Raw genomic sequence first — 21,866 nt, 5'->3', positions numbered from 1 at the left:
AGAGACTTTAGTAGTTTTGTAACCATTCTGTAACAATTCTCTGCATAAAAAATGATAAAATGGTTAGGTACTGTTAAGGAGAGAATCATGCCCGCAAGAAAACTAGAAGCTTATGAGTTTGAACAAATTCCCGAATCGAAACAAACTCCGCTTTACCAAGATTACACACCTGAAGCCCCTGTTGGCTCTAACCTAAAAGAGATTTTATTTTTTGTAAATATTGCTTGTTTTTGTATTTTTATGGTGCTTTTTAGCTTTATCTTTTTGGCCTTAAAATTGAATGCAGCTTTATCATTTATTGCTGCTATGGGTCTTAGTTTCGCACTTTTACAACTTCAACGAAAGATTATTAAACAAAAGATTTTAAAATAAAGGTTGGTACTACTACCAACCTCTTTTCTAGTTATCTGAAAAGACAGTTATAAAACTGTCTTTTTTATTTATTCTTTCGTTTTGGAGGAGATTGGATAGCGACTTTAACTTCAAAAATCGTTCCTCTAGGTTTGTTATCTTTTACGCTAATCGTTCCTCGTAAGGCATCAACAATCTGCTTGGCCAAAGAAAGTCCCAAGCCAAAGCCACCTTTCTGACGGGTTCTCGCCTTGTCTACACGGTAAAAACGGTCAAAGATTTTCTTCTTGTCAGCAGCTGAGATTCCAATCCCATTATCCGCTACTGTTAGATAGAGGTGGCGATCTGTAGCATAAACCACAAACTCAATTTTTCCATCTTCTTCGGTATACTTGATGGCATTATCAAACAAGATGGTCATGAGTTGTTTTAAGAGCAACTGATCGGTCATGAAGGGACGATAAATCCGATTTTCATAGTCAAAAACTCGATCATTTTCAGAAGCAATTAACTCATAGTTGGTAAAGGTGGTTTTAAAGAATTGTGGAGAAACTTCTGCTATTTCTGGCTTAAGTCCATCATCTCGACGTGCTAAATTGAGAAGGTTGGTTGTAAGGAAGCGCATGTTGCGAACTTCTTCGAGGCTAGAAGCAATGCTTTCGCTGGATTCCATGATTGTTGCCTCTGGTTTTCGAAAGAGAGTCTCTAAACGATTTTGTAAAACAGCCAAAGGTGTTCTCAGTTCGTGGCTTGCATTTTCAACAAAGGACTTCTGCTTTTGCATACTTTCCAGTAAGGGTTTGACACTGACACGGGCAAGGTAAACACTAGCAATTAAAGACAGAAGCCAGAAACTGGCCATGACCACTACGATTAAATGCTCATGGTTTTGGCTGATTTGCTCGAGCTGACTGGTATTGATTAAAACCGCCGCATATTTGACGTTGCTTGAAACAGTGGACGAATTTGTTTCCATCAAGATCATACGGTAGGTTTCTTCCTGACCGTAGCTATTGACAACTTGGATTTGCCGAATATGATTCAACTCTTTCTTGTCCAGTTTGATCTTGTCCAAGCCTAAAAAGCGATTGCCCAGTAAGAGTTGGTTAAAATCCTTGTCAAAGAGCAAAACTTCTGTATTTGAGCTAACATTGGGCTTTACTTCAGCCTTACTGGCATCCGCTGTTGCTGGTTGAATATCCTTGACTTCCTCAGTTGCCCGATTAAGGGCTAACTGGATGACAGCTTGTGGACTACTACTAAGGGCTTGGAGTTTTTCATCTACAGAGGTGTAGAGACTCGAGTGCATGACCTGAAGGATAATCAAGGTCATAGCAGAGAAAATCAGGGTGAACACTCCGAAGTTTCGAATGAAATAGCTGAAATCATCCGCATACCATGTTTTTTTTAGTTTATTGAACATCTTTTAAAATATACCCGACACTACGCAAGGTTTGAAGATTTTCAGCAAAGGCTGTCCCCTTCAGTTTCTTACGAACTTTTGAAACATAGACTTCTACAACGGAAATAGTCGTATCGCTATCAAATCCCCATAGGCGGTCAAAAATTTGTGTCTTGGGAAGAATGACATTTTGATTTTGAAGGAAGTAAACCAATAACTCAAACTCTTTCCCGAGCAATTCCACAGGAGTATCTTCCACTTTTACTTCATTCGTTGAAAGGTTGACGACAATATCCCCATAGGTCAAGGTATTTTCGTTAAACTTGCCTGAACGTTTGAGAAGGGCTTGAATCCGCATTTTGAGTTCTTCTAGGTAGAAGGGTTTGGTGAGGTAGTCATCCGCTCCCAACTCAAAACCATGTCCCTTGTCATCCAAACTCTCTTTGGCAGTCATGATAAGGACTGGTGTTGTAATTCCTTTTTCACGCAATTCTTTCAAAACTTGGAAGCCATTTTTTTCAGGCAACATCAGGTCAAGCAGAATCAAGTCATAAACGCCACTTTCTGCTTCGTAGAGACCTTCTTCTCCATCAAAGACCTGCATGACATCTGCAAAATCATCTAAAAAGTCAAATACTGAGTTTGACAGACCTAGATCATCTTCTACTAATAAGATTTTTATCATCAGAAACTCCTCCTTGTTACGATTATTATACCAAAATTGCCTTAAAAAAAACTCAACTCTCTCTTGTTTTCAGATAGAAAGTTGAGTTTTTATTTACATTTCGAACGAATTAAGCTTTAGCATATTGGGCTACAACAGCTTCGACTGCTGCTTTCTCACGCTTAATCAAGTCAACACGCGCTGCGATATCCTTGATTCCCATACGGATGTTTCGGCTAAGAGCGAGGTCAGAAAGTTGCGGTTCAAAGAATTCCTTGTACTCTGCCAAGCGTTGCTCTGTTTTAAAGATGTGTGATGGGAAGATAACAAAACTATCAAAGCTCATATCACCACCAAGGGCTGCCTTGATCCAATCCCAGTTTTCTCGCGCCCAAACCCAAACAGTTTCTTGGGTTGCTTGGTGTCCGAGGAAATGGAGGTACCATGAAGAAAGGTCCTGTGGTTTCACTACAAATTTATCTTTCCATGAACCAATCAAGGTTTGGATATTGTCCACATCTGTACTGTACGCAAGAGCTCCTGCCAGCTGGCGTTTAAAGACCGCATCCGTCGCATGAGTGTAGAGGTCCAGATAAGTTGCGACCAAATCCTTGGTCTCATGGTGTTTCATTTCATTGATGAGAACTTGAGCACGAATTGCTGCTGGAAGTCCTGCAAGATTTTCCTTGTGAGCTGCAAAGATTTGGCTAGCGACTTGACTAGCTTCTGCATCATTTGAGCGAATCATCATGGAAATGGTCAATTGACGAACTAATTCATCCTCATCTGATTCCCCTTCTTTAGCTTCAAAACCAAGACGAACATAGTTGTGACGAGCCAATTTAGCAACCAGTGCTTTGAAGGTTGTTTCAGCTTCTGTTCCTTCATCGATAAAGCGCTCAAGGGCAGAAATCACTTGAGAAACAGCTGAAACCACAAGGTAAGACTCTTCCTTGGCAAGTTTATCAAGCACAGGGAGCAAGTCCGCATAAGAAATGTGCCCTGCTTCAGCAAGCAAACGACGTTCTTGGACGATTTGTAGTTTGCTTGTGTTATCAAGCTCAACTAGGTCAGTAAGAACTGCATCTAATAAATCTCCTTGATAGTCCGTAATGTAATGGGCTGTATTTTCAGTATTAAGACGAAGAGCTCCTTTATTTTCAGCAAGAAGAGCTGTGTAGCCAGGAATTTCGATACTTTCAGTTTCAAGTGTATCAGGCAAACCTTTCCAGTTGCTGTTGAGTGGCACAACCCAGAGACGGTTCTTGTCTTCGTGCTCACCTATAAAGAATTGTTTTTGTGAAATCTTCAAGACATCATTTTCAACTTTGACAGTGAGAACTGGATAGCCAGGTTGTTCCAACCAAGAATCCATAAAGGCTGCAACATCACGTCCTGATGCTTGACCAAGGGCATTCCAAAGGTCACGACCGATGGTGTTGCTGTACTGGTGTTTTTCAAAGTAAGCGTGCAAGCCTTTAGCAAAATCCGCATCACCGAGCCAACGGCGAAGCATGTGCATGAGACGGCTTCCTTTGGCATAGACGATAGCGCCATCAAAGAGCGTATTAATTTCATCTGGGTGTTTGACTTCGACATGGACAGACTGAACGCCATCCGTCGCATCGCGTTTAAGCGCAGCTGGAACTCCACCTGTTTGGAAATCTTCAAAGATATTCCAACTTGGCTCGATGGCATCCACACAGACGTATTCCATCATGTTAGCGAAGCTTTCATTGAGCCAAAGGTCATCCCACCATTTCATAGTCACGAGGTTACCAAACCATTGGTGGGCAAGCTCGTGGGCGATAACAAGGGCAACTTGCTGACGGCTGGCAAAGGTAGAGTTCTCATCCACAACCAAGTAAACTTCACGGTAGGTCACAAGACCCCAGTTTTCCATAGCACCAGCTGAGAAGTCAGGAAGGGCGATATGAAGCGATTGAGGAATTGGGTACTTAACTCCGTAGTAATCTTCGTAGAACTCAATTGAGCGAACGGCGATGTCCAGTGAGAAATCAAGGTTAGATAGTGGGTGAGCTTTCGTTGAGTAGACACCTACAAGAGTACCGTTTTTAGTTTTAGCGGTCACCCCTTGCAAATCACCAGCTACAAAGGCCAACAAGTAAGATGACATACGAGGTGTTGTCTCAAACTTCCAAATACCTGTTTCCTTGCGGTGTTCAACATCAATCTCAGGCATGTTTGACAAGGCCACTTCACCTTCTGCCTGGTCAAAACGAAGAGCGAGGTCAAAAGTTGCTTTTGCTTCGGGCTCATCCACACATGGAAAGGCTTCACGCGCAAAATGGCTCTCAAACTGAGTAGATAAGACTTCCTTCTTGACTCCATCAACTGTGTAATAAGAAGGGTAAATCCCTGTCATGTTGTCTGTGATTTTTCCTGAAAAAGCGATGACCATTTCAACTTGACCAGCCTCAGCCAATTCGGTATGAAGGGCTTCATTGTCATGATCAACTGTAAATGGACGCGCTTGACCCGCAACTTCTACAGAAGCGATTTCCAAGTCTTTTTGGTGAAGGGAAATACGGTCACTTTTCGCTTGACCAGTGATGGTCACCTTCCCAGAAAACGTCTTGGTCTCACGACTCAAGTCTAGAAATAAATCATAGTGTTCAGGAACAAATTGCGTAATAAAATGTTCAACTGCTTGCATAGTTTTCTCCTATTCTAAGTTTAAGAGTTTTACTCTTCTTCAAACAAACTTATTATATCATGTTTTGCTTGAGAAAAAAGGATTGGACAGTGATTTCCAAAACTTTCTTCCTTCTACAGTCTAGAGTGGGTAGACCTTGCGAAATTCTTCTAAAACGACCTTGCTTTCAGGTGTAAAAGTCAGGCCAGCCTCCCTCATCCACTCGGTGAAACAGTCTTCGTGAACCTGGCGCCAATAGGCTAAAGATTTGTCTCCCTCACCTTCCTTGTAGGCATGGTCTGCAGAAACTTGACTGAAAAGCTGAACGGAAACCTTGGTAATTTCGACAATGCAGACAGCCTGATTTTGACTGTCTAAAATGACATCGAAGGTTCCTTCTTGTGGAAGAGGTTCGTCTTTTAGTGCGTAGAGGTCGTAGACTGAGGCGGTTGCTGTCTTTTCGCCTTTTNAAACCAAATCTGCCAAGAGATCGGCTTCCACTCCAAAAGCCCAGGCATCTATCTCATCTCCGATATAGGGGTTGATTTTCTTGTAGTCATTCCACATTTCTTGCGGTGTCATAGGTCACTCCTTTGTAATTTTTTACTTACTTCCTTTACACGTTTGAGGTGGTCTGGAAGGTCAATCTCTAAATTAAAAATCTCTGGAATAGAACTGTAGTGGATAATACACTTGATACCCATCTGATTCATTTTTTGTATGAAAGAAGCATTCAGATAGCCTGCTACAGCAAAGTCAATCTTTTTCATACTTGCTTTATCCTGCATATCTCTCAGCATATCTAACATTATTGGACTTTCCATATCATGCCATTGACTGTTTCTCACAGTCGCAAAAACAAAAGAAGTCAAATCATTCATTCCAACTACAATCTTTGAAATACCAGTTTCCAGTATTCTGTCCAAGTCAAAATAAGCTGACGGTAATTCAATCATTGTACCGACTTTTCCAGTAAAACCATGCTCACGCAATACTCTAATAGCTTGTTTTAATTGGTCGGCATCATTGACAAAAGGAAAAATAACAGACAGATTGGGATTGGTTTGATAAACTTCTGTAACGACATGTGTCTCAGCCTGAAATTCATTCGGACACGCCAGCAAACGCCTTATCCCTCTATATCCAAACAAGGGATGATTTTCATCAAAATGCTCTTTAGTCCACTCTAAACAATTAGCTTCTGTATTTGTTAACTCTGAAAAACGATACCAAACCTCTTCATCTGAGTACAAGGAGCAAACGGTGTTTAGATAATCTTTTACAAATTGCTGACAACTTGCTAATAGGATGTTTTGATTAAGCTCTCTTAGCAAGTATTCCCCACGAATCATACCAACATGATGCAATAGTTGTGGGTAAACTTTTTCAGCGATTTTCTCGCCACTAAGGGCAAGTTGGTTTTGCATGTCCATTCACCTCGTCTTAAAAGATACAATATCAGATATCATTATATGATACCTTCCTCTAGTTCAAAAGCTTCATAAGGTTCAACTAACTCATATCCTAAAAATTCTGCTACTTTTTTGGAAGCCTCGTTATGAGCATCCCAAAGTGGAAACATATCTCTATTTAAACTCTCTAAAATCATTGCAGCACCAAGCTTTTTAGCAAATCCATTTCCTTGTTCGTTTAGTCTAGTTGCAACTTCCACTTCAACTGCTCCACAGTAAACTAACCCTGAGGAAATCCCAGCAATCAGTTCATTATTTTTAAGAATCACAAAGCCAAATCCACCTTTTAAAACAAAATCCTGATAGGACTCAAAATCCCCCTGTAAATCTTGTGACCATTCTTCCTCAGAAAAGCAGTTATAAATATGATTATCAATAGGCACAATATTGTAACCTTCCTCTAAATGAGTAACTAGATCATTTAGAAATTCAACTTGAAAATTTGCCTTATCTTTAAAAGAATAGCGAGTAAAAGAATTTAACCCTACTTTCCGATGCAGAAAATCTTGCCAACTAGTATTTTCTGAAATAATAATCTTATAATCTAAACCATATTTTCTAACAAAATCTTCCCAAAATCTGGAATCTAACTCCCCTGCTAGGTATAGAAAATTCCCAACATCATAAAAGCTTGTTGTCCTATCACTATTTCGGTAGACAGTTCCGATTTGAGATTTAAGACCATAGAAAACCATATTTTTCTTCCATGTTTTAAATAGTTCCATTATCCCCCTACTTCACCTTCCAATTTCTATAGCTTGTCATATCTAATTTTGGAAATCCTAATAATTCAGACTTAACCTTCAAAACTAATGGCGATGCATTTTCTTCTGTGATTTTCTGAATATCCATCCAAATATATCCGAGTGAATCATTCGCACCATCAGAGACAGCTTCCGAAATCGTAACCTGAGGTTCCTTCTCGTTGACCTCAATATCATAAAATGCCATGATATGGTGAACCATAAAATTTTTTAACTCTTCCCTGACGAAAACATCGTAGATTCGAGGATTGGAATAGCTTCTAACAGTAAATCCTGTCTCTTCCATAACTTCTCTAATCAAAGTTTCTGTCAGTCCTTCACCTACTTCCTGACTACCACCCGGTAGATCATAACGATGTTGATAAGGGCCTCTCGTTTTTTCAATACAGAGTAACTTCCCATTTTCAAAGCAAATGCCATAGACTCCAAAGTGTTTTTTGATTTCCATCCAACTTCTCCTACTTCAAAGACCAGCCACCATCAATCGTCAGGATTTGTCCTTGCATGGCGCTCGCTTTCCCACTTGCTAAGAAAAAGCTAATCTCTGCTACTTCCTCTGGCTCAATCCAGCGCTTGATTGGCGTTTCACTAGCCACCCAGTCAGCCAATCCACCTGGTTCAAAGTCGGAAGCGGTCATAGCTGTCTTAACAGCTCCTGGAGCGATCCCAAAGACCTGAATCCCAGCTTCAGCATAGTCCAGAGCCAACTGCTTGGTAAAGCCAGCCAAGGCGTGCTTAGACGAGGTATAGGCATGACCACCTCCTCCAGCTAGACTTGAAGCAACGGAGCACATATTAATGATAATTCCTTTTTTATTTTCCAGCATTTGCATCAAATAATAGCGAGTCAACTCAACAGGAGTCACATAGTTGATTTCAAAAATCTCTTGAATTTCCTGCGCTGTTTGATCCAAAAGTGGTTTGTAATCATCTAATACTCCTGCAGTATTACACAAAATATCAACATGAGGACACCAGTCAAAAATAGGCTCCAAGTCCAAGGTCAAATCTCTCTGTAAAAAGTAGAAATCACCCTGTAAGAGTGGATTTTCACCTTGGTCAACTCCATAAACTTGGTAACCCTTCTCTAAAAAGAGTCGAGCTTGAGCCAAACCGATACCTGAACTCACTCCCGTAATCAATACACGTCTAGTCATGCACTTCTACCCAATCCGTTGCCAAAACATCACAAGGTGTCGGGCTCCACATGGAAAAACCTTCCCCTTCTCCAGACACGTTGATTAGGAAATAGGGCGTCACCTCAAGAGCTACACCATTTTGCTCGATGGTGTCAAAAAGTTGGACATAGTTTTCTGCCCCTCCCCAACCAGTTCGTACATATTTTTTCTTAGCCTTTAATCCAGGCAGGATTTCTTCAAATGTCATGACTGTCTCCTTTGTTGTCTACTTATTTTTATTATAACAAAAAATCGACAACCAATCTATCATGGTTCCCGATTTTGTTCTTCCCTAGTCTTTCCCACCAAGTTTGCTATTGATAGTCATCATGATACTGGCAATTTTCTCTCCCCAGTATGGGTCAGAAGCATAGCGTACATTCATACCAGAAGCTTTGTTCCCAAGGTGGTCTCTTCCGCGGTCAATATAGTTCTCGCGAATCCACTTAGCCGCACCGAGAATCCCCTTATCCACATCATCAAATTTTTTGGCCGAGGTATATGGGCTCGAATCATAAGCCGCAATTCCAAAGAAGTTATTCTTATCCTTGGCAATCTGGCTCCGTCCCCAAGCACTCTCAAGTGCACTATGAGCCATTAAGTAAAGAGCATTCACACCATATCGTTCCTCAGCTTCCTTAAAAATAGCACCCTTACCAGCGAGACGACTATCCCTAATATTCATCAAAGAATAAACTTTATCCAATTCGGCTGCGCTGTAATTACTTGGTTTAGTCAAATTTCTAAAGAGGAAGGGATTTTCAATGGTAAAGCCATCAAAATGAATTCCATCAGTTGAATAATATTTCTTACCAATAGTCATAGCTGAGCTATGTGGCGCAACACGGAGACTTACATAAGGTGATAACTCATGGTAAAAATACTTGCCATCACTTGTATAATGAGGGACAAATTCACTATCTTTATCAATAGCTACTAAATCACTTTTATTCATGAAGCCGGATAAACCAGAAATATTGACTGGTATTTGACTATCTTTTTTAGATTGTGTATCTCCAAGTGAGACGATAGTTCCCTGTGATACATAACTCAATCTTTTACCAGAAGCGCTATAAACATAAGCAGTAATTGGCTTCACTTTATAATATTTTGCCTCTGATATCCACTTCCCATTATTCTGGAAGGAATACTCTTTACCTTTGATCGTAAAAGTACCTGTTACATATCGACCATCATCTTTTAGATAGTACCAAGCATCGTAATCTTTGTCAAAAATCCATTCATTTTTGGCCATATAGCCACCAGATTTAAGGTAGTATGATCCAATCCATTCACGGGAAGCGTAGGCCCCACCTGACTTCAAGTAAAACCAGCTATTGTAGGATTTATCAAAAATCCACTCTTTTTCCGCCATAGCGCCACTATCTTTCAGATAATAGTCACTTTTCCACTGGCTACTTGCCATCACACCATCGCTATTGAAATAGTACCATGTTCCTTTTATTTTTTCCCATTTGTTGCGAGAAATCTTGCCTGAAGCTGTTGCATAGTACCACTTGTCAGATATTTTCACCCAATCATTTTCTGCCATGGCACCACTACCTTGGAAGAGATAGTCATTATAGATGGTGCGACTAAGCATGACACCATCCTTATCAAAGTAATACCAAGAACCTTCAATCTTTTCCCATTTGTCGCGAGAAATCTTGCCCGAAGCTGTTGCATAGTACCACTTGTCAGATATTTTTACCCAATCATTTTCTGCCATAGCACCGTTGCCTTTGACAAGGTAATCATCAATTATAGTATTACTGAGTATAATACCGTTTTTGTCAAAGTAATACCAGACGCCTTCAATCTTTTCCCATTTATTGCGAGAAATCTTGCCTGAAGCTGTTGCATAGTACCATTGGTCAGATATTTTCACCCAATCGTTTTCCGCCATAGCACCGTTACCTTTGACAAGGTAATCATCAACTATGGTATTACTGAGCATAATGCCATTTTTATCAAAGTAATACCAAGTGCCACTAATTTTTTTCCAGTTTACGACAGGCTGGTTATTTTCATAAAAACGCCAGTTTCCTTGTTCTTTCTGCCAACCTTCCTTGATAACTTCCTCTTTTTTTCCCTTTTTGGATGAGTCATCTTTAGAAGAATTTTCCTCTTTTACAACTGGCTCTTTCTTGGGCTCCACTTGAGGAATTTCTTTTTTGGGAGTAACTTCTTCTTTTTTCTCGACTACATCTGTGGTCTGAGTTTTTTTCGTAACCTGAGATTCTTCAGCATATACAGATGTCTTTGCAAATCCTGCCATAGAAAGAACGACAGTACTTGCAAGTAGTATCTTCTTCATTTTATTCTCCTCTGTAGAAAACGATTTACACTATTACTATTTTACAAAACCTATTGTAACATAGTTAACAGACGGAAATATTACAAATTGATGAAGATTCTATTTCTTGTTGACGATAAGGAAGACCTAGCTTATCTCAGACTGGCTTTAACTTCTCGACGGAGATTTTCCAAACTGCTAATGCCATATTTGTCCATGACTTTTGGCAGATGTTCGATGATATCAGGACAAGCATAAGGGTTGGTAAAATTGGCTGTTCCAACTCCAATGGCAGAGGCACCAGCCAGATACATTTCTAGCGCAGCTTCTGCCGAATCCACTCCTCCCATTCCAATGATAGGAAGGTCTGTTGTTTGGGCGACTTGACGGATGAGTTTGAGGGCTACTGGAAAAACTGCTGGACCTGACATTCCACCTGTTCCATTGGCTAGGATTGGTTTTCTAGTTTTGAGGTCAAAGCGCATACCGACTAGAGTATTAATCATGGTTAACCCACTTGCTCCTGCATCTTCTGCGGCTTTGGCGACGGTGACAATATCCGTCACGCTAGGGGTTAACTTAACATAAACTGGTACATGGGAAGCTTCCACAGCTGCCTTTACCACTTCATAAGCCAAGTCAGGATCTTGCCCAATCAAAAGTCCATGATTGCCGTGATCCACATTCGGACAAGAGATATTTAACTCGATAGCTTTTACATTTGCAGCCTTGGAAATTCCTCGAGAAACGGCAGCGTACTCTTGTTTTGAAAAGCCTGCAACATTTGCGATGATAGGAAGATTTGGGTATTCTCTTTCCAACCAAGGCAACTTTTCAGCTAAAACAGCTTCTAAACCAGGATTTTGCAAGCTGATTGCATTGAGCATACCAGCAGGTGTTTCTGCCACCCTAGGAGTTGGATTACCAAAACGGGGTTCAAGTGTCGTTGCCTTGATCATAATGGAGCCTAAAAGGTCTAAATCATAGTACTTGGCATACTCCTGACCAAAACCAAAACAGCCTGATGCTGGGATGATGGGATTTTTCAAATCCAAGCCTGGTAGAGAAACTTGTAAACGATTTGTAGTCATGACTTTCTCCTTATAATACAACTGTTCCTGTGCGGAAAACAGGGCCATCTTCACAGACTCGTTGGCTGACGGTCTCACTATCTGGCACTTTTAGGACGCAGGCATAGCAAGCTCCCATCCCACAAGCCATACGAGATTCCAGAGATAGGTAGGCTCTTGGATGATCATAAAATCTTTGATTGATGTACTTCATCATTCCCGGAGCACCACATGAGTAAACGGCATCAAACCGATTTTCTAAATCATTGATGACGACGGACACATTTCCCTTGATGCCATAAGAACCATCATCTGTCGTTACAAAAACCTGACCATATTGAGCCAATTCGATTTCGAGAATAACAGCATCCTTAGTCGCAAAACCGAGGACTGTCACTACTTTCACCCCACGCGCATGCAATTCCTTGGCCACCTCAAGCAAGGGTGGAACACCAATCCCACCACCAACGAGGAGAATTTGGCTCTGATTGTCTAAATCAGACAAGTCAAAACCATTTCCCTGAGGCCCCATCACATCAAGAGTATCTCCCTGACTTAAGGTTGAAAAAATAGCTGTCCCAGCACCCTCAATCCGATAAATAAGATGACACTGCTTGTTTGCCTTGTCAATAGACGAAATTGAAATAGGACGGCGCAAGAGATGGGCATCATCAGGCACACGCAGATGGAGAAATTGGCCTGCTCGCATGGCTTCAACCATATCCCCTTCTAGGACTAATTCAAAGATTGCTGGCGCGATTTCCTCTTGTGCTACCACCTTCATGGTTTCCAAACGAATGGCACCCAAGCGCTTCTTACATGTGGGATTCATGACTTTTCCTCCTTAAATTTAAGGGGACCAGATAAAGAAAAGGCCTTGCTAATGCAAGGCCTCAGTTAAAATCGTACAAAACGATAGAGCACACTCAAAAAGTCTCCTCTAGAAAATTGTACTATTCTTTTATCTGACACCTTGTGAGTCTCTCTGGACTCCCCTTAAAGGTTAAATTTGTATTAGTATACTCTTTCGAAGAAAAAAAGTCAAGTAGAAAACGAACGTTCTACTTGACTTCACTGGATTATTTTTCACGAATGACTTCGACCTTGTAGCCGTCAGGATCCTTGACAAAGTAATAGTTTGGTGCAGTTCCTGGTAGGCCTTTTGGCTCTGTAACCTCATAGCCTTTGTTGCTATGTTCTTGATGAAGTGCCTCAAGGTCAGGTGTACTGAGGGCGATATGGGCGAAGCCATCTCCTACCACGTAAGGGCCGTGGTCATAGTTATAGGTCAATTCCAACTCGTAGTCATCACCATCAAGTCCAAGATAGACAATGGTGAAGGCATAATCTGGAAAATCCTTGCGACGCAATTCTTTAAAGCCAAAAGCGTCTTGATAAAAGGCGATTGATTTTTCAAGGTTTTCTACTCGCAAGCAGGTGTGTAGCATTTTTGAAGCCATAGCTTTCTCCTTTATTTCTAAAAAGACTGGGACAATTCTGTTCCAGTCTTATCAATTATTATTTACCAAGTTTTGCTTTAGCTGCATCTGCAAGAGCTGTGAAAGCTGCTGCATCGTTAACAGCCAAGTCAGCAAGCATTTTACGGTTAACTTCGATTTCAGCCAATTTCAAACCATGCATCAATTGTGAGTATGAAAGTCCGTTCAAACGAGCTGCCGCATTGATACGAGTGATCCACAATTTACGGAAGTCACGTTTTTTCTGACGACGGTCACGGTATGCATAGTAGTAAGAGTTCATTACTTGTTCTTTTGCAGTACGGAACAAGATGTGTTTAGCTCCATAGTAACCTTTTGCTAATTTAAGAATACGTTTACGACGTTTGCGTGATACAACGCCACCTTTAACACGTGCCATGTTTTATTTCCTCCAAATATTTCCTAGAATTGTTTACTTACTGTTAGGCTATTATTTCAAGCGAGTAAGCATTGCTTTGATACGTTTGAAATCTCCTGAATGCACCATAGATGCTTTACGAAGATGACGACGTTGTTTCTTAGTTTTTCCGTGGAAACGGTGAGAAGTGTAAGCACGGAAACGTTTAAGTCCACCAGAACCTGTACGTTTGAAACGTTTAGCTGATGCGCGGTGTGTTTTTTGTTTTGGCATGATTTTTTCTCCTTTATTTAACTTTCTGACACTTATTTTTTGTCAGTTGCTGGCGTCAACTGCATGAACATTTGGCGTCCATCCATCTTAGCTCGTTGTTCGATGATCGCAATATCTTGTGTTGCTTCAGCAAACTCGGCTAAAACTTTTGCACCAATCTCTTTATGGGTGATCATACGCCCTTTAAAGCGAATGGATACCTTAACTTTATTTCCTTTTTCAAGGAACTTGCGTGCATTGCGAAGTTTTGTGTCAAAGTCACCCTTGTCAATAGTTGGACTCAGACGAACTTCTTTCACAGTAACAACACTTTGTTTTTTACGTTGTTCTTTTTGCTTTTTCTGATACTCAAATTTGAACTTACCGTAGTCCATAATTTTAGCAACAGGTGGTTTTGCTTGGGGTTGAATCAATACTAAGTCAACATTTGCACTATCAGCCAATGCTTGCGCTTCGCTGAGTGGCTTGATGCCTAGCTGTTCTCCCTCAAGACCGATCAAGCGAACTTCACGTACACGAATTTCATCATTGATGAATAAGTCTTGCTTTGCTATGGTTTTCACCTCTTTTTTATTATTAGAGAAAAACAATAGCGGACTCGTAATAATACAAGCCCGCACGTTATGATAGCGTTTCTTAGAAACTTTTCATCCGTAGGGCCAGGCAACTTGATGTCACAAGGCGAGAAGCTCTCACTTCTGCTTTTCTCAACTTTTATATGATACCAAGTTTTCTATTCCTTGTCAAGATAAAAAGTCATTTTTTCGAAAAACTTTCTGTTTTCTTCTTGATGTCCGCATCAAAAAGAGAGAACCTTGTTGATTCCCTCTCTGTGTTAGTTTTTACTTATTTTCCCTATAGGAAAGCTAGGATCTATTTAAAATTCTTTTTTCTGTGAACTTCCCCATCTTTCAATAAATAGAATCCCCACTAACAAAAGAATAATCAGGCAAGGAAGTAAGACCATCCCCATGCTCCAATTTAGATTGATATTATCAATTTGCTTAGGTAATCTTCCAGATAAAATCTCTACTGAACGCAAGTAAGTAAAGGGAATCAGATGTGCAATACTCTGAAGAGGCTGGATCGTTTGAATACCAAACAATAAGCCAACAATCCCAATAAGTGAAAGAAAGAGGACAGGCATTTTTTGCTTGAAAAAGTAAGCAATCAAGTACACTACTTCCACAATGACAATAAAGGCTAAGAAAGCTAAGAGCAAGCCAGGAAATAACACATCTTGTATTTTTCCAATGGTTACCTCTTGATTCGTTAAGCTATATATCGGGTAGGGATAATCTAACTGTCCAAAACCACTTATCAGACTTCCCACTAGAAAAGAAAAGCTACAGATTCCGATAAACAGCACAGTTACATAACCCACTCCAACTCCAAGAGAGGATATTGCAAATGTCACTTTTGAAAAAGGATATAACTGAGCTGTATCCAGATGATTTTGATATCTTTCTGCAAATAGTTGCGTTAGCATAAAAATAATAGCAACCACAAACAAGGTTGGGATGATAGCCTCTAAAATCCAGACAATCTGATCAATCCCGTGGGTCGGAAACTCCAAAGTATGTGCTTTTATGTTCAAGGGATACAGGGCTTGGTAAATCTTCCGTTCGCGGTCAACCGCCATTTTAAAGTCAGGGTCAGAAGTCGATTCCTTCGATACAATTTCATAACTCTTTTCCTTATCTTGCCACTGCAAATAGTAGGCTTCTTTCCAGCGTCCTTCTTTTAACAAAGCCAGAATTTCTTTCTTTTGAGTCAAAAGATTTTTTTGTATGTCTAAATTTTCTTTAGCAAACTGATATTCCTCCGAGCTGGTGTCAGACATTTGGGAGAGTTCCTCTTCATTTTCATTGATGATTCTCTCATCTTTTACAAGACGGGTTTCCAACTCGCTCTCCAAGCTGTGTGAGTTTGCAGTCTGACTATTTAAATAAAAGGTAACACCGAGTACAGATGCAAATAAAAGTAAGATAATCCAGTTTAAACGACTTTTGAAAACTTTCTTTAACAAAAATAGGCTAATATCTTTCATAACGGAACCTCTTCTATCTGCCCCTGATGAATGGTTACCATGCTATCGCAAATCTCCACTAACTCCTCTTTGTAGTGGGAACTCAAAAGAACCATCTGTTCTTGTCTATTGATTTGTGCCAGTCTATCAAAAAACTTCTGTCGATAGTACTCGTCTAAGCCATTTGTAATCTCATCCATGAGCCAGCATTTTGCCTGACTGAGGAAATACATGGCAATCACCAAGCGTTGCTTCATGCCTAAGGAATACTTTCGGATAGGAAGGCTGATATAGTCAGACATTTCCCAGTAATTAATTTCATCCATCAAGTTCAGTTCTGACTTCCAGATGTTTTTGATAAGACGAAGGTAGTCCATCCCACTTAAGTTTCCATCCAGCCATTCAACGCTCTCATAATAAAACAAAGAAGGAGGAGCTGCGATATGTCCACTACTAAGGGGAAGCAGCTTGCTAATAGCGCGGAACAGGGTCGTCTTTCCCGAGCCATTGATAGCAAGAAGGCCATAAATCCTACCCTTTTTAAAGGTAAAATCCGCATCTTGCAAGATGACTTGTCGCGTTTTTAAGGTAACATGAGTAAGATTTAACATATCCAGCCCTCCTTTTTCTCACTCTTTAAGGATTAATAGCCTCCGCTGTAGTAATTAATGACCTCATAGCGAACATAATGCCAATCGGACCAACTTTATAGTCATTATAGAGTAATAAGCAGACCATCTTGAAATGTTTACACATTCTTATGTCTGTGGTGATTCATACTATACTTCCAAGCGGTATTGTAATCATACCGATAACTTAGTGATTGTCACAGCAGATACGCTGGACTGAAAAAGATCAATAGATAACAAACTGGCTAATAAAACAACTTTTTCTGATTTTTCAAGGTTTTCATTGCCTTTATATCATTACTATTGAAAACACTTTCATTATATCGTTTTTCTCAGTATTATGCAACAGATTTTTAGTTTATTTGACTAATATATAACATCATTTCTTCCTAACGAACACTTTCTATTTGCCAACTATTCCATCCTTTAAAGCGAATGGCTCCTTGCTGATCGGTTCGGTAAATCTTACTCTTGATGGTTTCCAGTCGTGTCAATGTCTCCTGATGGGGGAGCTTCACACGATTGTTCTTTCCAACTGAGATGAGTGTAATTTCTGGTTTAAGTTTTTCCAGAAAAGCTGGATTTGATGATGTTTTAGCACCATGCTGGCCAGCTTTCAAGACATCCACCTCTAAGGTAGGGTGTTGCTTTAAAAGTTCCTTCTCTCCCTTCTCCTTCAGGTTTCCAGTAAAGAGAAAGTGCTTATCCAAGAGTTTTCCATAAAGAACAAGGGTATCATCGGGACTAACTTCTCCAATTTTTTTTGGAGATAGAACTTCTAAGTAACCGCCAAAAATCGGTAAATTCTCCCCTGTCGTCACACTTTGCACCTTGGTGTTAGTCGCTTGTAGTTCTGCCACAAATTCCTTCTGTGTCAGACTTCCTTTTGATACTAAAATCTCCCCGACTTGGAAAGCCTTGGTCACCTCCAGCAAATCTCCAACATGTTCCTTCTCTGTGTTGGTCAAAATCAGCTGGTCAATCTTGGCTACTCCGCGACTTTTTAGATAGGGAATCAGGGTTCGCTGGGCATTGCTACTCGTCGCCTTTTTTTGCCAATCCTCGATTTTCTTGTCGGTTTCTGCTTTACCACCCACATCTATGAGGATGGTTTTACCAGTCACATCCCGTAGAAAAATACTTTCCCCTTGCCCTATATCCAGCATGGTAATTTCATTTTCCAGCGGATGCTTGGTCAAGAAAAAGAGACCCACGACAAACAAGCCTAGTATTGCTAGTCTTTTGAAGTTTTTTCTCATATCATAGACCAAGGCTAGGGAAATAAGCAGTAACATTAAAACCAAGGAACTTGGTTGTCCAAAGACCAAGGGCCTACTTGCCATCTGCGATACCAAACGAATGATGCTCTCCAACCATTCAAAGATAAGGTTAAATTGAACGGCAGGATAGACAAAAGAAAAGGCGAACAAGATAGATAAGAGTGGTAAGAAAATCAAATCAAAAAGAAAGGAAAATACAAAGGTCAAAAGGATAGACCAAGGCTGAAATTCTGCAAAATAGAAGGATAGAACGGGCAATATTCCCAAGGAAATGACTAGACTTTCTCTGGCAACAGCCTTGAGCCCCTCCCCTTCTTTGCTTGTCATGGTCAAGATAAAAGCGTAAGCACAGGACAAGACACCTCCTGCCGTTAGGAAAAAGTTGGGCATAATGATAAAGAGGACAAGAACCGTCAAGGCAAAATTGTCCAAGCCCTTAACACCATGTTGGGCTAGTAACTTTTGCAAGAGACTGCGAATGACTGAAGCTGAAAATCCTGTCAGACCTGCATAGATAAGGGAAAAAGGATAGGTCAGCCACTTCAACCTTTCTTGGCTCAAGCCCAATCGTAAGAGGAGTTTCTTAAAGGCATCCATAAAGAAGCCCACCTGCATACCTGATAAGGCAAAAAGGTGAATAATTCCAAGACTGGAATAAAGCTCATTCATCTCCTCAAAGTCCGTGTCCAAATGTCCCAGCAAGAGCCCCGTCATATAATTGCGCATAGGGTCTGGAAAGTGCGTCTTAATCCAAACCACAGCCTTTCGACGTAAACTGGACAAATTTTCTCCCATATCCCAACTGCTAACTTTTTTAAGTGACTGGATACTCTTGATAGTCAGTGTCTGGTAAATCCCTTGAGTTTTCAGATAGGCTTGGTAGTCAAATCCACCAAAATTTCTCTGCCCTTCTGGCTCGGACAATTTTCCTTCTAACTCTATCTCATGAAGGTCTGTTAAGTCTTGAAAGTACTCTTTCTCTTCCTCGGACTGGAGTTTATAGTAAACTTGGAAGGTACGGTCATCAGACTTCCCCCGAAAGGATAGACTATCCCCATTTACTTTGATGGTATCTGGTAAAATCCGTACCCTCTCAACAGAATCCACTAGGTTTTGACTAGCTTGTGTCTGTTGCCAGTTTTGAAACAAAAACCAAAATCCAAAAACTCCACAAATCGCTAGAACTTTTCCAGCCGATTTCCAAGGAAATTGGAAAAAGAGACAGACCAGCAGAAAAACAAAACCTAGCAGTGCGAGATAGGACGCTCCAAAAATAGCATAGTAAAGCCAGAGTAACAGAAAACTCAGATAGATTAGGGGGATAGGGAAATTCTTAATCCACTGTGACATAATCTTTTAGCTTTTCTATGGTCTTAGCGCCAATACCAGAGACCTTCTTTAATTCATCAACCGACTTGAACTTGCCATTTGCCTCACGATGATCGATAATATCCTGGGCTCGTTTTCCTCCCAAGCCTTTGACCTGCTTTAGTTCTTCCAGACTAGCTTTATTAAGGTTGACCTTCTTTTCTTTACTTGTCGAAGGAGTCGTTCCAGAGGCAGCCTGCTGACTAGCTGCTTCTTCTCCCTTAGTTGGAACATAGACCAGAGCCTCATCACTAACTTTCTGGGCTAGATTGAGCGACTTGCTATCTGCCTCCTCTGTCAAGCCACCTGCCTTCTGAACGGCATCATGAACCCGACTCCCTACTGGCAAATCATAAATCCCTGGCGATTTAACAGCACCTTTGACATCTACTGTAATTAGATCTTGTTCAAGGGGTTCGTCCTTTTCTTCCTTGTTCACTTCTTTTTCAGACGATGAATCCTTTGAAACAGCCGAGACTTCAGCTTGCAAGTTTGTTTCTTTCACAGGTGTCTGTGTAGTTGGCTTTAGTAGGAAAAATGCGCCCAAGGCCAAGCCTAAAACAGCACAGATGACAATGATTTTATACTCTTTGATTTTCTCGATAATTGCTTCCATATTTTCTCCTCTCTTAACTTATTCGCAAGAGAAAGAAAAAAATAGCTGAAAAATCTTTTCAACTGCTTACTTATTTGCAAAATAGTCTTCCTTGGTCAAGACATAATGAACTCTTGTGACAATTCGACCTGGTTCTTTATTATCCATTCTGGCATAGGGTTCTTCGTGGGAAAAACGCATACCTGATTTCTCCATGACCTTGCCAGATGCAGGATTGTCCTTGTCGTGAAGTGCGGTCAACTTGTTCATTCCAATCTTCTCAAAAGCCAGCTCAATCACGGCACGATTGGCTTCTGTCGTCAATCCTTGATGCCAATACTTTTTATTGATAATGTAGCCAATGGCTGCTTTTTTGAGAATGGAGTCAATCTTGTGCAAGTCAATGGTTCCGATAAACTGACCATTGCTTTTTAGTTCTATTCCCCAACGTCCCAAGGGACTGGCCAAGTAGAACTGAGCAATATTGTTCTTAGTTTCTTCTAAGCTTTGATTGGTTGGAAAAGTGTAGCGTGTATTTTCTCTATCTGAGGCATAGTCAAACATAGCTTCTGCATCATTCAAGGTTACAGGTCGGAGCAATAAACGCTTCGTTTCTATAGATGGATACTGGGCAAATTTCACAAATATTGATTCCATACTTTCCCTCCATTAGATCTTGATTCTCACTAGTCTAGCATAAATAAATTTGGATGACAAGTTTTTCTTGATTTTTGAAGCGGTTTCATATACAATAAAACCATCACATTTTTGATTTATGAAATGGAATGTGACAACTATAATAATCCCGTCAATTGAAAGGTAGGTTATCTCTATGTTAATTGGAATTCCAAAAGAAATTAAAAATAATGAAAATCGCGTTGCCTTGACCCCCGCTGGTGTTCATAGCTTAGTTGGTCGTGGTCATCGTGTCCTTATCGAAACAAATGCTGGTCTCGGTTCAGGATTTACTGATGCAGACTATCAAAAGCAAGGAGCTGAGATTGTCGCTACTGCTGCTGAAGCCTGGGCTGCCGAGTTAGTCGTGAAAGTAAAAGAACCATTAGCTTCTGAATATGGTTACTTGCGCAACGATCTTCTCCTCTTCACCTACTTGCACATGGCCGCTGCTCCAGAATTGGCAGATGCTATGCTAGCAGCAAAAACAACAGGAATTGCCTATGAAACGGTCCGTGACAGCCAAGGTCATCTGCCACTCCTCGTTCCTATGAGTGAGGTTGCTGGTCGTATGGCTGTTCAAATCGGAGCTCACTTCCTTACTAAGCAAGCTGGTGGCTCTGGTGTTCTACTTGGTGGTGTACCAGGTGTTCCAAAAGGAAAAGTAACCATCATCGGTGGTGGTGTCGTCGGTACACATGCTGCCCGCATCGCCCTTGGTCTTGGTGCTCAAGTGACTATTTTAGATATCAGTGCCAAACGTCTCTCAGTCCTAGAAGAAGTCTTTGGAAACCAAATCCAAACTCTTATGTCTAATTCATTCAACATTGAAGCAAGTGTGAGAGATGCTGATGTGGTGATTGGTGCAGTTCTCATTCCTGGTGCTAAAGCACCGAAATTGGTGACAGAAGAGATGGTCAAACAAATGCGTCCAGGCTCTGTCATCGTTGATGTTGCCGTTGACCAAGGTGGTGTTATCGAGACAGCTGACCGTGTGACAACGCACGATGAGCCTGTCTATGAGAAACACGGTGTTCTCCACTATGCCGTTGCCAATATCCCTGGTGCGGTCGCCCGTACTTCTACTATCGCCCTAACCAATGTCACTCTTCCTTATATCGAGGCTCTAGCTGGCAAAGGATTCGCACAAGCAATCTCTGAAGATGAGGGCTTGCGTCAAGGTGTGACCACTTATCAAGGTTACTTGACCAGTCTCCCAGTTGCTCAAGGCCTCGATAAAGATTATACGTCTATCGACGAACTTGTTTAACAACAATCAGTCATTAAATCAGAAAAAGAGCAGTTCA

At 40.8% G+C, this 21,866-nt stretch carries 23 protein-coding genes and 1 other annotated feature; of the genes, 2 read left to right on the top strand and 21 right to left on the bottom strand.

The features are described from left to right. The first annotated feature begins 87 nt into the window (after positions 1–87). Positions 88–372 (top strand): DUF3270 domain-containing protein, encoded by a 285-nt coding sequence (locus tag D8854_RS00260; protein ID WP_125448872.1) that lies wholly within the window; start codon positions 88–90, stop codon positions 370–372. 64 nt (positions 373–436) lie between these two features. Here D8854_RS00260 and D8854_RS00255 read toward each other — a convergent pair whose 3' ends face one another. From D8854_RS00255 to D8854_RS00145, 21 genes are all read right to left on the bottom strand, one after another. After that, complete coding sequence (locus D8854_RS00255) at positions 437–1,774, bottom strand: sensor histidine kinase (RefSeq protein WP_125448870.1); 1,338 nt, start codon at positions 1,772–1,774, stop codon at positions 437–439. Further along, entirely contained in the window at positions 1,764–2,438 is a 675-nt protein-coding gene (ciaR, locus tag D8854_RS00250) for a two-component system response regulator CiaR (protein ID WP_000590630.1), read from the bottom strand. The genes D8854_RS00255 and ciaR overlap by 11 nt, the downstream gene beginning before the upstream one ends. 109 nt (positions 2,439–2,547) lie before the next feature. Beyond that, positions 2,548–5,094, bottom strand: a complete 2,547-nt coding sequence (locus D8854_RS00245) for a M1 family metallopeptidase (protein ID WP_125448868.1) — start codon at positions 5,092–5,094, stop codon at positions 2,548–2,550. A 120-nt stretch (positions 5,095–5,214) separates the two neighbouring features. Beyond that, positions 5,215–5,655: an ASCH domain-containing protein gene (locus D8854_RS00240; RefSeq protein WP_125448866.1), complete on the bottom strand. Its 441-nt coding sequence runs from the start codon at positions 5,653–5,655 to the stop codon at positions 5,215–5,217. Then, positions 5,652–6,500 (bottom strand): putative PEP-binding protein, encoded by an 849-nt coding sequence (locus D8854_RS00235; protein WP_125448864.1) that lies wholly within the window; start codon positions 6,498–6,500, stop codon positions 5,652–5,654. Before D8854_RS00235 ends, D8854_RS00240 begins: the two co-directional genes overlap by 4 nt. Positions 6,501–6,541: 41 nt before the next feature. After that, positions 6,542–7,270, bottom strand: coding sequence for a GNAT family N-acetyltransferase (locus D8854_RS00230; RefSeq protein ID WP_125448862.1), 729 nt, complete (start codon positions 7,268–7,270; stop codon positions 6,542–6,544). Positions 7,271–7,277: 7 nt separating this feature from the next. Next, complete coding sequence (locus D8854_RS00225; RefSeq protein WP_125448860.1) at positions 7,278–7,757, bottom strand: NUDIX hydrolase; 480 nt, start codon at positions 7,755–7,757, stop codon at positions 7,278–7,280. Positions 7,758–7,767: 10 nt separating this feature from the next. Next, complete coding sequence (locus D8854_RS00220) at positions 7,768–8,466, bottom strand: 3-oxoacyl-ACP reductase (RefSeq protein WP_000198456.1); 699 nt, start codon at positions 8,464–8,466, stop codon at positions 7,768–7,770. After that, positions 8,459–8,695 carry a DUF2829 domain-containing protein gene (locus D8854_RS00215; protein ID WP_000141913.1) on the bottom strand — a complete coding sequence of 79 codons (237 nt, stop codon included), beginning with the start codon at positions 8,693–8,695 and terminating at the stop codon, positions 8,459–8,461. Before D8854_RS00215 ends, D8854_RS00220 begins: the two co-directional genes overlap by 8 nt. Before the next feature lie 84 nt (positions 8,696–8,779). Beyond that, complete coding sequence (locus D8854_RS00210; RefSeq protein WP_125448858.1) at positions 8,780–10,804, bottom strand: glucosaminidase domain-containing protein; 2,025 nt, start codon at positions 10,802–10,804, stop codon at positions 8,780–8,782. Between the two features lie 131 nt (positions 10,805–10,935). Next, entirely contained in the window at positions 10,936–11,922 is a 987-nt protein-coding gene (locus D8854_RS00205; protein ID WP_185768045.1) for a dihydroorotate dehydrogenase, read from the bottom strand. Continuing rightward, positions 11,885–12,685, bottom strand: a complete 801-nt coding sequence (locus tag D8854_RS00200) for a dihydroorotate dehydrogenase electron transfer subunit (RefSeq protein WP_125448854.1) — start codon at positions 12,683–12,685, stop codon at positions 11,885–11,887. The genes D8854_RS00205 and D8854_RS00200 overlap by 38 nt, the downstream gene beginning before the upstream one ends. Positions 12,686–12,932: 247 nt before the next feature. Then, a complete protein-coding gene (locus D8854_RS00195) occupies positions 12,933–13,313 on the bottom strand; it encodes a VOC family protein (protein ID WP_125448852.1) in 381 nt (126 codons plus the stop codon). A gap of 58 nt (positions 13,314–13,371) precedes the next feature. Continuing rightward, positions 13,372–13,731 (bottom strand): 50S ribosomal protein L20, encoded by a 360-nt coding sequence (gene rplT / locus D8854_RS00190; RefSeq protein ID WP_000124830.1) that lies wholly within the window; start codon positions 13,729–13,731, stop codon positions 13,372–13,374. Between the two features lie 51 nt (positions 13,732–13,782). Next, positions 13,783–13,983 carry a 50S ribosomal protein L35 gene (gene rpmI / locus D8854_RS00185; RefSeq protein WP_001125942.1) on the bottom strand — a complete coding sequence of 67 codons (201 nt, stop codon included), beginning with the start codon at positions 13,981–13,983 and terminating at the stop codon, positions 13,783–13,785. Between the two features lie 32 nt (positions 13,984–14,015). Then, entirely contained in the window at positions 14,016–14,546 is a 531-nt protein-coding gene (infC, locus tag D8854_RS00180; protein WP_185768044.1) for a translation initiation factor IF-3, read from the bottom strand. Between the two features lie 15 nt (positions 14,547–14,561). Continuing rightward, positions 14,562–14,693, bottom strand: a sequence feature (ribosomal protein L20 leader region). Between the two features lie 167 nt (positions 14,694–14,860). Further along, positions 14,861–16,033: a hypothetical protein gene (locus D8854_RS00170; RefSeq protein ID WP_125448846.1), complete on the bottom strand. Its 1,173-nt coding sequence runs from the start codon at positions 16,031–16,033 to the stop codon at positions 14,861–14,863. After that, the gene (locus tag D8854_RS00165; RefSeq protein ID WP_125448844.1) at positions 16,030–16,623 is read right to left on the bottom strand and encodes an ABC transporter ATP-binding protein; all 594 of its coding nucleotides are present in this window, start codon (positions 16,621–16,623) and stop codon (positions 16,030–16,032) included. The genes D8854_RS00170 and D8854_RS00165 overlap by 4 nt, the downstream gene beginning before the upstream one ends. A 407-nt stretch (positions 16,624–17,030) precedes the next feature. Beyond that, positions 17,031–19,271, bottom strand: coding sequence for a DNA internalization-related competence protein ComEC/Rec2 (locus D8854_RS00155; RefSeq protein ID WP_125448842.1), 2,241 nt, complete (start codon positions 19,269–19,271; stop codon positions 17,031–17,033). After that, positions 19,255–19,905 (bottom strand): helix-hairpin-helix domain-containing protein, encoded by a 651-nt coding sequence (locus tag D8854_RS00150; RefSeq protein ID WP_125448840.1) that lies wholly within the window; start codon positions 19,903–19,905, stop codon positions 19,255–19,257. Before D8854_RS00150 ends, D8854_RS00155 begins: the two co-directional genes overlap by 17 nt. Before the next feature lie 66 nt (positions 19,906–19,971). After that, positions 19,972–20,541, bottom strand: a complete 570-nt coding sequence (locus D8854_RS00145; RefSeq protein WP_125448838.1) for a GNAT family N-acetyltransferase — start codon at positions 20,539–20,541, stop codon at positions 19,972–19,974. Between the two features lie 175 nt (positions 20,542–20,716). On the opposite strand from D8854_RS00145, the gene ald reads away from it, so the two are divergent. Then, positions 20,717–21,829, top strand: a complete 1,113-nt coding sequence (gene ald / locus D8854_RS00140) for an alanine dehydrogenase (protein ID WP_125448836.1) — start codon at positions 20,717–20,719, stop codon at positions 21,827–21,829. The last annotated feature ends 37 nt before the right edge of the window (positions 21,830–21,866 follow it).

The organism is Streptococcus mitis (genome assembly GCF_003943905.1).
GTDB classification, from domain to species: domain Bacteria; phylum Bacillota; class Bacilli; order Lactobacillales; family Streptococcaceae; genus Streptococcus; species Streptococcus mitis_BC.
This window is presented reverse-complemented; position numbering and strand designations above follow the sequence as displayed.

Excerpts from the sequence above, each read along its gene's own strand:
- D8854_RS00260 (WP_125448872.1), top strand. The coding sequence starts at position 88 with ATGCCCGCAAGAAAACTAGAAGCTTATGAGTTTGAACAAATTCCCGAA.
- D8854_RS00255 (WP_125448870.1), bottom strand. The coding sequence starts at position 1,774 with ATGTTCAATAAACTAAAAAAAACATGGTATGCGGATGATTTCAGCTAT.
- ciaR (WP_000590630.1), bottom strand. The coding sequence starts at position 2,438 with ATGATAAAAATCTTATTAGTAGAAGATGATCTAGGTCTGTCAAACTCA.
- D8854_RS00245 (WP_125448868.1), bottom strand. The coding sequence starts at position 5,094 with ATGCAAGCAGTTGAACATTTTATTACGCAATTTGTTCCTGAACACTAT.
- D8854_RS00235 (WP_125448864.1), bottom strand. The coding sequence starts at position 6,500 with ATGCAAAACCAACTTGCCCTTAGTGGCGAGAAAATCGCTGAAAAAGTT.
- D8854_RS00230 (WP_125448862.1), bottom strand. The coding sequence starts at position 7,270 with ATGGAACTATTTAAAACATGGAAGAAAAATATGGTTTTCTATGGTCTT.
- D8854_RS00225 (WP_125448860.1), bottom strand. The coding sequence starts at position 7,757 with ATGGAAATCAAAAAACACTTTGGAGTCTATGGCATTTGCTTTGAAAAT.
- D8854_RS00220 (WP_000198456.1), bottom strand. The coding sequence starts at position 8,466 with ATGACTAGACGTGTATTGATTACGGGAGTGAGTTCAGGTATCGGTTTG.
- D8854_RS00215 (WP_000141913.1), bottom strand. The coding sequence starts at position 8,695 with ATGACATTTGAAGAAATCCTGCCTGGATTAAAGGCTAAGAAAAAATAT.
- D8854_RS00210 (WP_125448858.1), bottom strand. The coding sequence starts at position 10,804 with ATGAAGAAGATACTACTTGCAAGTACTGTCGTTCTTTCTATGGCAGGA.
- D8854_RS00205 (WP_185768045.1), bottom strand. The coding sequence starts at position 11,922 with ATGGCCCTGTTTTCCGCACAGGAACAGTTGTATTATAAGGAGAAAGTC.
- D8854_RS00200 (WP_125448854.1), bottom strand. The coding sequence starts at position 12,685 with ATGAATCCCACATGTAAGAAGCGCTTGGGTGCCATTCGTTTGGAAACC.
- D8854_RS00195 (WP_125448852.1), bottom strand. The coding sequence starts at position 13,313 with ATGGCTTCAAAAATGCTACACACCTGCTTGCGAGTAGAAAACCTTGAA.
- rplT (WP_000124830.1), bottom strand. The coding sequence starts at position 13,731 with ATGGCACGTGTTAAAGGTGGCGTTGTATCACGCAAACGTCGTAAACGT.
- rpmI (WP_001125942.1), bottom strand. The coding sequence starts at position 13,983 with ATGCCAAAACAAAAAACACACCGCGCATCAGCTAAACGTTTCAAACGT.
- D8854_RS00170 (WP_125448846.1), bottom strand. The coding sequence starts at position 16,033 with ATGAAAGATATTAGCCTATTTTTGTTAAAGAAAGTTTTCAAAAGTCGT.
- D8854_RS00165 (WP_125448844.1), bottom strand. The coding sequence starts at position 16,623 with ATGTTAAATCTTACTCATGTTACCTTAAAAACGCGACAAGTCATCTTG.
- D8854_RS00155 (WP_125448842.1), bottom strand. The coding sequence starts at position 19,271 with ATGTCACAGTGGATTAAGAATTTCCCTATCCCCCTAATCTATCTGAGT.
- D8854_RS00150 (WP_125448840.1), bottom strand. The coding sequence starts at position 19,905 with ATGGAAGCAATTATCGAGAAAATCAAAGAGTATAAAATCATTGTCATC.
- D8854_RS00145 (WP_125448838.1), bottom strand. The coding sequence starts at position 20,541 with ATGGAATCAATATTTGTGAAATTTGCCCAGTATCCATCTATAGAAACG.
- ald (WP_125448836.1), top strand. The coding sequence starts at position 20,717 with ATGTTAATTGGAATTCCAAAAGAAATTAAAAATAATGAAAATCGCGTT.